This is a genomic window from Roseibium sp. (assembly GCF_025698965.1).
Classification (GTDB): Bacteria; Pseudomonadota; Alphaproteobacteria; order Rhizobiales; family Stappiaceae; genus Roseibium.
Genome location: NZ_JAILWL010000255.1, coordinates 1 through 9,184, shown reverse-complemented (window position 1 = coordinate 9,184; position 9,184 = coordinate 1). Strand labels below are relative to the sequence as shown.

Here is a 9,184-nt window from a genome sequence, read left to right as displayed (position 1 = left end):
GACCAGAAATGCTCCACCGGGCCAATCGGACGGCAAATGGAAAATCTGGCCGACAAGCGCCATGCCGCCGATAAAGACGAGTGTGGCGAATCCGGTCAACAGATCCGAAATCCCCTTTCGCCCTTTCGCGGCCGCCCAGCCGGCCAGTCCGTGGCTGGACACAAGCAATCCGGCGATCCCGACAAGTTTGACCGATTTGGGAATTGCCCCCCAATTGGCCGCGATAAAGGCAATGACAGCCAGCGCGACGCACACCATACCGATCCCGGCCAGCGCCATCGGCAGTCTTGAGCGTCCGTCGTCCTGGTCCTGCTCCTTCAGGATTTCTGCAGCACCTGCAGAGCCAACCCAGCCTTTGGCGACCCAGACTTCAAGATCGTCTTTCAATCGTTTTTTGTAAGCCCAATCGAACATTCAAATCCGGTCTTTGCTTTTTTCAAACTGTAGCGCAGCAGCGCCCTGCTTCCCAGAATTCTCTCATCCCGTTTCTGGTCTCACCTGCTCTTAAGAGCATTTTGTGTTCGTGAAGCGGCAAGCAACGATCAGGCGCATCCGCACATGCTGGACTGATGCTTTCTATCACCTTCCCTAAAGGTCAGGGCTTGCCGAGATCAGTGAAATTGGTATTCTTACCTACACACTAATGATTAGCTTAAAATGCTATCGAATTAGATTCGATGCCCAAGTCGCAGTTTGTGTTGAAGATCCTGGATCAGAGCCTAACTCCAAAACAATCCAGGGGGGCTCTGTGGGGCGTCCGAGAGGCCCGGACGCCCCTTTCAATTCAGTCAGTCTGCCGTCAGTCTGCCGGTTCTTCAGATTTTTTCGAAACCGCACTCGGTTTGCGAGGTGCGGCCGCTTTGCGAGTAGCCTTGTTGTTGTTTGCAGGCTTGCGAGGTGTCGCTTTGGCCGAATCCTGACGAGATGCTCGCGCTGTTGAAGCACTCCGCCGGGAGCCTTTTTCGTCTTTCTGGATCGCTTTTTCTTGTGTGGTCGAAGCCAAAGCAGCCTTGAAACCAAATGCCAACGGGTCTTCGGTTATGTCACCGAAATCGGACGGCAGCCCCAGTACCTCGTGAAACTTCCGCAGCATTTCAACCGTGTGCGGATCCATCTCGCTGATGGCCCCGGGCACATAACGAACGATTTTTGAAGCCAGTTCCCGCTCTTGACGTGTCTTGAGGAGTGCCGGCAGCGTGTCGACAGCCTTTTCCGGTGCAAACTCAACAATCAACGTCTGTTCCTGAAGAATGAAGCTGCGTTGTTCCTGGGTGAGCGAACTGAAGGGTTCGTCCTGGTTCAACAGACGGGAAGATCTCTCCAATCTATCCCGTCGGACATTGCCCCTGCTTTCCGCCAGCAGGATCAGCATCCTGACGACCGCCTCGCAGAAACCACCCTGGTCGACATGCATCAGGGCCGCCTGGACCGGTGGAAGGCTTCTCAACTCTTCCTTGCGTTTCAGCGTTCGGCCTGGTTGAAAATTACGGCCGAACCATCTCATGTAGGGAATGCCCCAGATGGAAAAGAACAGACCTTCATAGGCTGCGTCCCGCACATCCCGGAAGACATCCATCGATTGCTCGATGAGGGCTGCATTGGCTTGTTGCAGCTCCAGGAACGGATTGCCCTCTTCTGCCGGCTCTCTTTCCTCCCTCACCCGCTCAGCCAAGCCCGGAAGCCAGCCGAGAAAGGGGTTCATGCTGGACCAAACCGAATGCTGAACCCTCAAGGGATGGGTCTTGCGACGCAATTCGGCACCTTGTTCCGTAGTCCCTGCCTGCACGAACGGGCGGACACAGACATCGTAGAATTCCGCTTGCTGTTCGGAATGCCGGGCCACCGCGGCAAACGGAATTTCGTCTTCCCTGCCGTCGTCGAGCGTTCTGAGATCTTCCATTTTCCGTTCATGAAAGCTCACCGTGAAAGAGCGGTCGAGAAGATCTCCCTGATAGTCATCGATGGACATCTCATAGAGCCCGGGTGCGAGCGCCTCGATCGTCTTGAGTGTCGACGTCACCTCGGTATGTTCTTTCTTGGCAATTTTCGACGAAACGAAAATGCCAAGATGCCCGACCTGATCGTGAACCATATAGATGATCCGTTGACCCCGGATCGCGATCTCGCGCTCGTCGGTGTAATTGTCGACAATCCAGTTCAACGCTTGCTGCGGCGGCGTGATATTGTCGCCCCAACTTGCAAACACGATGATCGGCGCCTGAATCTGCTTGATATCGACATTTCGGCCCGGCTCTAGTTGAGCTTCATTCTTTGACAGTTTGTTGCCGACAAAAAGCTGCTCGACGATCCACTTCATTTCCGCTTCGTTCAGAAGGAAGTATCCGCCCCACCAGCGTTCGAAATCGAGGAAACGCTGCGGCTCGGTGTCTATCTTTGAAAAGAGATCGTAGTATTTGCCGAAATAGTTCCGCCCTGGATTGAGCAATTCGAAATTCTGGACGATGTCGGCACCATCGAACACACCATGACCGAGGTCGGAACTGTACATCGCATTGATGGTTCCGCCCAGAAGACCACCATTGTAGCGCATCGGGTTTTCGCCGATGCGGCCGGACCAGGTCGCAACCGGTGCTCCGTTCAAAACAATCGGTCCGGTGAGATCCGGATTCGAGGCAGCGAGCAACAACGTTGCCCAGCCACCCTGGCAATTGCCGGTGACAATCGGTTTGGGTGCTTCGGGATGCTGCTCCATCACCTTGCGTACAAAGGCGGCCTCCGCTCTGGTGACATCGGCAAGGGTTTGCCCCTTTTCCGGCTCACGTCGGAAGGCAACGAAATAGACCGGGTGGCCATCGCGCAGCGCAACCCCGACCTGGCTGTCGGGCTTGAAGCCGCCGATACCTGCGCCATGGCCCGCACGCGGATCGATGATTATGTATGGCCGTTTCCAGGATTTCGGCTCGCGGAAATGTGCATCCTTGGGCGGAATGATCTTCAAAAGCACATAGTTACAGGGTCTGGGCAGGTCCGCACCATCCAGAACCTTTTCGTAATCGTAGATCAGAACCGGTGGACAACCGGCGTCCTCATGTTCGAGAAAGTTGTCCCCCCGCTGCCGAAGCGTATCCATGGTCAGCACCAGCCGCTGTGCGGCGTCTTTCCAATAGGATTCCCAGGCAGCGGCCAGTGCCCCGGTTCCCTGCACCTGACCGATGCTCATCAACGCATTGCTGTAATCCGACATGTTTTTTTGCAAGCGGTTCTTGTGAGCGTCGCTCATCTTGACAAAATGCTCGGTCATTTCGAGCCCCAGCGTCCCGGTAACGTTGGATAGCTCGGTTGCCTGTGCTTCAAGCGCGGTAAGCCGTTCGGAAGGAGACCAGGCAGTTGCGTCGGTCAGCGCGTTCAGGAACAGAGCGTCAAAAATGTCCTTCATCAGGACCTCCTGTCAAACAATGCTGTAGCCACCGTCTATGGGATGAATTCCACCGGTTACGTTGAAGGCTTCCCGGCTCGCCAAGAAGGCGGCGTAAGCGCCGACATCCTCAATTGTTGCCAGATGATGAGTGGGCGCACGCTCGGCCGCATCGTAGAGCAGCTCGTCAAATTCTGCGATTCCTGACGCGGCGCGGGTCTTGAGCGGTCCCGGTGACAGAGCATGGACGGAAATGCCCTTGGACCCGAGCTCCGCTGCTGCGTAGCGGGTGGCAGCTTCGAGAGCGGCCTTGACCGGCCCCATAACACCATAATTCTCCACTACCCTTTGAGCTCCCAAAAAGGACACTGTCATGCAGGTCCCGCCCTGAGGCATCAGCGGTTCGGCCTTGCGCACCAGCCTAAGAAAGGAATGGACAGAAACATCCATGGCGAGGCCGAACCCGTCGGCTGAACAGTCAACCACCCGGCCGTGCAAGTCTTCCTTTTTGGAAAAGGCAATCGAGTGCAGCAGAGTGTCGAGCTTGCCCCATTTTTCCGCAATGTCCACAAAGAGCGCATCGAGCTGCGATTGGTTCCGGACATCCAGTGGCGCGCAGATTTCGGCCCCCAGCTGCTCGGCCAGCGGGCGTACGAACGGTTCAGCCTTTTCATTCAGATAAGTCACCGCGATATCCGCACCCTGCGCCCTGAATGCCTTTGCGCAGCCATAGGCAATGGACTGATCGTTGGCTACGCCGACGACAAGTGCCTTTTGTCCGGTCAAATCAAACATGGGTTCTTCATTTCCCAAGAGGCTTGCGCCGAGGAATGTTACGTCTTGCGGTTTCGCGTCCTCTCAGAAAATTCTGACGCAACCGCAACCTGCTTTGCAGTGCAGCATAAACCTTGTGACGAAATAATGACTTTTCAAGGGATACGTCGACAGAACATTTGAAATTGTCCCGAAAACCATGGGCTGCTGGGGTCAGATGTGAAAGAACGGCGCTCCGAATTGTTTCGAAGCGCCGTTCCAGATTTCAGGAATTAGACCTGTTCAGATCACTTCAGATCGAAGCGGTCCGCATTCATCACCTTCACCCAGGCCTTGGCGAAGTCCCTGACGAACTTCTCCTTGTTATCGTCCTGGGCATAGACTTCCGACAGGGCCCGAAGTTCGGAATTGGAGCCGAAAATCAGGTCGACGCGGGTGGCGGTCCATTTCAGATCACCGGATTTGCGATCACGACCTTCAAAGATATCACCGGTCTCGGAGGTCGGTTTCCACGAAGTGCCCATATCTACCAGATTGACGAAGAAGTCATTGCTGAGCGTGTCGGTCTTGTCGGTGAAGACACCATACTTGGAACCGCCATGGTTGGTTCCAAGGACACGCATGCCTCCGACCAGAACCGTCATTTCCGGCGCGGTCAATGTCAGCAACTGTGCCTTGTCGACCAGCATTTCTTCTGCAGTCGTGGCATATACGGCCTTCTGGTAGTTGCGGAAACCATCGGCTTCCGGTTCCAGCGGTTCAAAGGATCCGGCATCGGTCTGATCCTGGCTTGCATCCATACGACCTGCGACAAACGGCACGGAGATGTCGTGCCCTGCGTTCTTTGCAGCCTGTTCGATGGCCGCGGAACCACCCAGGACAATCAAATCGGCCAGCGACACTTTCTTGCCGCCACTTGCGGACCCGTTGAAATCACTCTGGATACCTTCCAGAGTTTCCAGCACCTTGGCGAGTTTCGCCGGTTCGTTGGCTTCCCAGTCTTTTTGCGGAGCCAGGCGAACGCGGGCACCGTTGGCGCCACCGCGCTTGTCCGAGCCACGGAACGTGGAGGCGGACGCCCAGGCAGCCGACACGAGTTCAGAGACCGACAGGCCGGAGGCAAGGATCTTTGCTTTCAGGGCGGCGATATCAGTATTATCCACCAGGGCGTGATCCACGGCGGGAATCGGATCCTGCCAGATCAGGTCTTCTGCCGGAACTTCTCTGCCGAGATAAAGGACTTTCGGTCCCATGTCGCGGTGGGTCAGCTTGAACCAGGCGCGAGCGAAAGCCTCGGCCAACTGGTCGGGGTTTTCATGGAACCGCTTTGAGATCGGGCCATAGATCGGATCCAGTTTCATCGCCATGTCGGCCGTGGTCATGATGATCGGCACCTTTTTGTTCGGATCTTCCGGATCCGGAGCCATGTCCGCTTCCTTCAGGTCCTTAGGTGTCCACTGCCAGGCCCCGGCCGGGCTCTTGACGAGTTCCCAATCATAACCGAACAGCACATCGAAAAAACCGGTGTCCCATTTGGTCGGGTCCGGTGTCCAGGCTCCTTCGATACCGGACGTAATGGTATCGCGTCCTTTGCCTGATCCATATGTGCTGATCCAGCCAAGGCCCATTTCCTGCAAAGGCGCGGCTTCCGGATCCGGACCGACATGGGCCGCATCGCCTGCCCCATGGGTCTTACCGAAGGTATGCCCACCCGCCGTCAGGGCGACCGTTTCCTCATCGTTCATCGCCATCCGCGCGAATGTCTCGCGAATGTCGCGACCGGAGGCAAGCGGGTCAGGATTTCCGTCCGGTCCTTCCGGGTTCACATAGATAAGCCCCATCTGTACGGCTGCCAGCGGATTTTCCAGATCGCGTTCGCCCGAATAGCGGCTGTTCGGCTTGTCGCTGGTCGCCAGCCATTCGGTTTCGGATCCCCAGTAGATGTCTTCTTCCGCATGCCAGACATCTGCGCGCCCGCCGCCGAACCCAAAGGTTTTGAAGCCCATGGATTCGAGCGCTGCGTTACCGGCCAGGATCAACAGGTCTGCCCAGGAAAGCTTGTTGCCGTATTTCTGTTTGATCGGCCAGAGCAGCCGGCGCGCCTTGTCCAGGTTGCCATTGTCTGGCCAGCTGTTGAGCGGTGCGAACCGCTGCGTGCCTGTTGAGCCACCGCCGCGTCCGTCAGCGGTCCGATATGTGCCGGCGCTGTGCCAGGCCATACGGATGAAAAGACCGCCATAATGACCATAGTCCGCAGGCCACCAGTCCTTGCTGTCGGTCATCAGTGCATAAAGATCCTGTTTGACTGCGGCCAGATCAAGTTTCTTGAACTCTTCCGCGTAGTTGAACCCCGCATCCATCGGATCGGACAGCGACGAATTCTGACGCAGGATGTTGAGGTTCAACTGGTTTGGCCACCAATCCCGGTTGGACCGGACCCCGAATGTCGCTGCAAGCGGCTGACCATGCATCACGGGACATTTGCCGGTTTTATCTGTTGGTGCGTCCATAATTCTCTCCACTGTCCTAATTAAAGTATTTGAGTAGCGGGGCTGCGTGAGAGGAATGTGAATTGCTGCGGCGGCAGATCTGAAGCCACAGTATTCCACCCATTTTTTTGTAGCAGCTCAACTCCTTCAATCATTCCGAATTTCGTGGCGCAAGAACGCTTAATCCCGCGATCGCTGTCGGGCAACCGGCTGGTATCGGCGTCTGCAGATTAGAAGTTATCAAAACAACACGATCAGAAGAAGTTGAATTTTCTGATCGGATTGATAGTTATTTCTTATGATAAACATTACCCTGAAACAGCTTCGCTATTTTGAGGCGCTTGCGCGGCATCGCCATTTCGGACGAGCGGCGGAAGCCTGCGCAATTTCGCAACCCGCGCTGTCCATGCAGATTAAGGAAATGGAAGACGTTCTGGGCGCCGCGCTATTCGAACGCAGTGCACGGCAGATCCGCCTGACCCAATTCGGTGAAGTTGCCGCTGAACGCGCACGCGACATCCTGCGCGCAGCAGACGAGCTCGGCGATCTGGCCAGGGCCTCTCGGGAACGGCTTGTCGGACGGTTGCGGGTCGGCGTCATACCGACAATTGCCCCTTACCTTTTACCGAAAGTCATGACTGATCTTTCTGCACGTTATCCGGAATTGGAAATCCATGTTCGGGAAACGGTAACCCCGAAACTGATCCAGGAACTCAGCGATGGCCAGCTGGACACGGCGATCGTGGCCCTTCCCGTTTCTGAAGGCACACTTGCCGAAACGCCTCTGTTTCACGAAAATTTTGTTCTCGTGAGATCCGCCAAGGAAGCAAATGCGCCTCTTCCCAATGCGGATTCGCTTCGGGAGATGCGATTGTTGCTGCTGGAGGAAGGTCATTGTTTCCGGGACCAGGCCCTTTCCTTTTGCAATATGCCGTCCGGGCCTCCACGCGAAGTTCTGGATGCCAGTTCTCTTTCAACACTTGTGCAGATGGTCAGTGCCGGCATGGGTGTCACCCTGATCCCGGAAATGGCCGTTCCGGTTGAAACCAGGTCGGCATCGGTTTCAATTTCGCGCTTTGAAGCGCCTGAACCTGCACGCACGGTCGGCATGGTCTGGCGAAAGACCAGCCCACTTGCGAACCAGTTGACGGAAATTGCAGACGTCGTCAGACAATGCGCCTGAGAACAACCCGGATTTCTGTGACACGACGTCCTAGCGACACTGCGCAAGACACCTAACGCCGCCAGAACGTTACGATCCCCAGTCCTGCCATAACCACAGCCAGCCCCAGCAACACGGCCCGTGCATCGTCCCCTGCCGCAAAGAGTGCCACGACCAGTCCAGCGAGCGGTTGGGACAGATTGTTCATGCAGATGATGACGCCTGTGGTCTTGCCGAAGTCTTCAGCCGGAATGATTTCCTTACGCAGAGTGCGGACGTAGATGTTGAACATCTTGTCGAAACCGGCGATCAACAAAAACCCGGCCGCATAGACAAGGGGATGCGCACCTGTCCCGGTCAGAATCGCACCAACGCAGATCAGACTGTAGGCAGACAGGCCAAGCGTTTTCAGCCTCAGATGCACATGCGCCGTCAAGGTCAGCACAACCAAAGTCGCCAGCGCACCGCCCACCTGCAGCCAGGCATAGATCTGTTCGCTTTGGGAAAAAAAGCCGGTCATCATGGCTGCAGCGGTCGCCAGAGTCGCACCAATGATGAGGTTGACACCTGCAGCTTGCAGGATCGCTCGTGTCAATCCCGGCAATTTCCAGACGAGAACAAGTGCCGTTTTGAGATCTTCAATCGGATGACGTCGCTGCAGATTTTCCGGCATCACTTGCATCCGCGACTGCCCCGGCCAGAGGATGAACGCGATATCTGCAAGGACAAACAAGACTGTTGCGACGATAACAACAGCTTCCCAGGGCCAGAGCACCATCAGATAGGCGGCAGTCAGAGGCCCGAGCACAACTCCCATCTGGGACGACAGCTGGCCGTAGCTGGCCACTTTCTCAAATCTCTGGTCGGCAAATGCGCGCACAAGCACCATTTCCAGCGCCAGCATGCCTTGCGTTGTCAGAATACCGACAACTGCGGACAAGCCGATCAGCCACCAGACACCGCCAAAGGCAATCTGCCCGGCAATGCCAACGACACACGCCACGGCCCGCAGGATGCGGCTGATCCGCAAAAGCAGAATCGGAGAAACCCTGTCACACAGGATCCCGGCGACCGGGAAGGTCAGATAGCGCGGCAGGGTTTCGAAAAAGAAGGCAAGGCCGGACCAGGCGACATTGCCAGTAATCTGGAAAATGACCAGCGGAACCAGAAACAGCAATATCTGGTCCGCCAGGACCGTCAGAAACATGGACGCGAAAAAGGCGCGGTCGCGGACAAGCATGGAAGGCTTTCAGGCGTGCGGCATAGGCAGGAACCAATGTCCTACCACCACCCCACCTTTACAGCAAGCCGCTCAATTCAGCCATTTCAATCGATTTAGAATTCTTATCCCGACAAGCGCCGATAATTGCTAGGTCTTCCTGG

At 56.1% G+C, this 9,184-nt stretch carries 6 protein-coding genes; 1 reads left to right on the top strand and 5 read right to left on the bottom strand.

The features are described 5' to 3' along the window. The 4 genes from K5905_RS19565 to katG all read right to left on the bottom strand — a co-directional run. A partial coding sequence (locus K5905_RS19565; protein ID WP_297586801.1) for a DUF2157 domain-containing protein occupies positions 1-414 on the bottom strand: 414 nt, incomplete at its 3' end. A gap of 385 nt (positions 415-799) precedes the next feature. Continuing rightward, complete coding sequence (locus tag K5905_RS19560; RefSeq protein ID WP_297586799.1) at positions 800-3,397, bottom strand: DUF3141 domain-containing protein; 2,598 nt, start codon at positions 3,395-3,397, stop codon at positions 800-802. A gap of 12 nt (positions 3,398-3,409) precedes the next feature. Beyond that, the gene (fabI, locus tag K5905_RS19555; RefSeq protein ID WP_297586797.1) at positions 3,410-4,171 is read right to left on the bottom strand and encodes an enoyl-ACP reductase FabI; all 762 of its coding nucleotides are present in this window, start codon (positions 4,169-4,171) and stop codon (positions 3,410-3,412) included. Between the two features lie 266 nt (positions 4,172-4,437). Beyond that, a complete protein-coding gene (gene katG / locus K5905_RS19550) occupies positions 4,438-6,660 on the bottom strand; it encodes a catalase/peroxidase HPI (RefSeq protein WP_297586795.1) in 2,223 nt (740 codons plus the stop codon). A 277-nt stretch (positions 6,661-6,937) separates the two neighbouring features. Here katG and K5905_RS19545 point away from each other — a divergent pair, with 277 nt between their 5' ends. Further along, positions 6,938-7,822, top strand: a complete 885-nt coding sequence (locus K5905_RS19545; RefSeq protein ID WP_297586793.1) for a LysR substrate-binding domain-containing protein — start codon at positions 6,938-6,940, stop codon at positions 7,820-7,822. Positions 7,823-7,874: 52 nt separating this feature from the next. On the opposite strand, the gene K5905_RS19540 is transcribed toward K5905_RS19545, so the two are convergent. Next, positions 7,875-9,041, bottom strand: coding sequence for an MFS transporter (locus tag K5905_RS19540; protein ID WP_297586791.1), 1,167 nt, complete (start codon positions 9,039-9,041; stop codon positions 7,875-7,877). Positions 9,042-9,184 lie beyond the last annotated feature (143 nt).

Bases quoted from the DNA above. Each gene is read 5' to 3' on its own strand.
- K5905_RS19560 (WP_297586799.1), bottom strand. From the start codon at position 3,397: ATGAAGGACATTTTTGACGCTCTGTTCCTGAACGCGCTGACCGACGCA.
- fabI (WP_297586797.1), bottom strand. From the start codon at position 4,171: ATGTTTGATTTGACCGGACAAAAGGCACTTGTCGTCGGCGTAGCCAAC.
- katG (WP_297586795.1), bottom strand. From the start codon at position 6,660: ATGGACGCACCAACAGATAAAACCGGCAAATGTCCCGTGATGCATGGT.
- K5905_RS19545 (WP_297586793.1), top strand. From the start codon at position 6,938: ATGATAAACATTACCCTGAAACAGCTTCGCTATTTTGAGGCGCTTGCG.
- K5905_RS19540 (WP_297586791.1), bottom strand. From the start codon at position 9,041: ATGCTTGTCCGCGACCGCGCCTTTTTCGCGTCCATGTTTCTGACGGTC.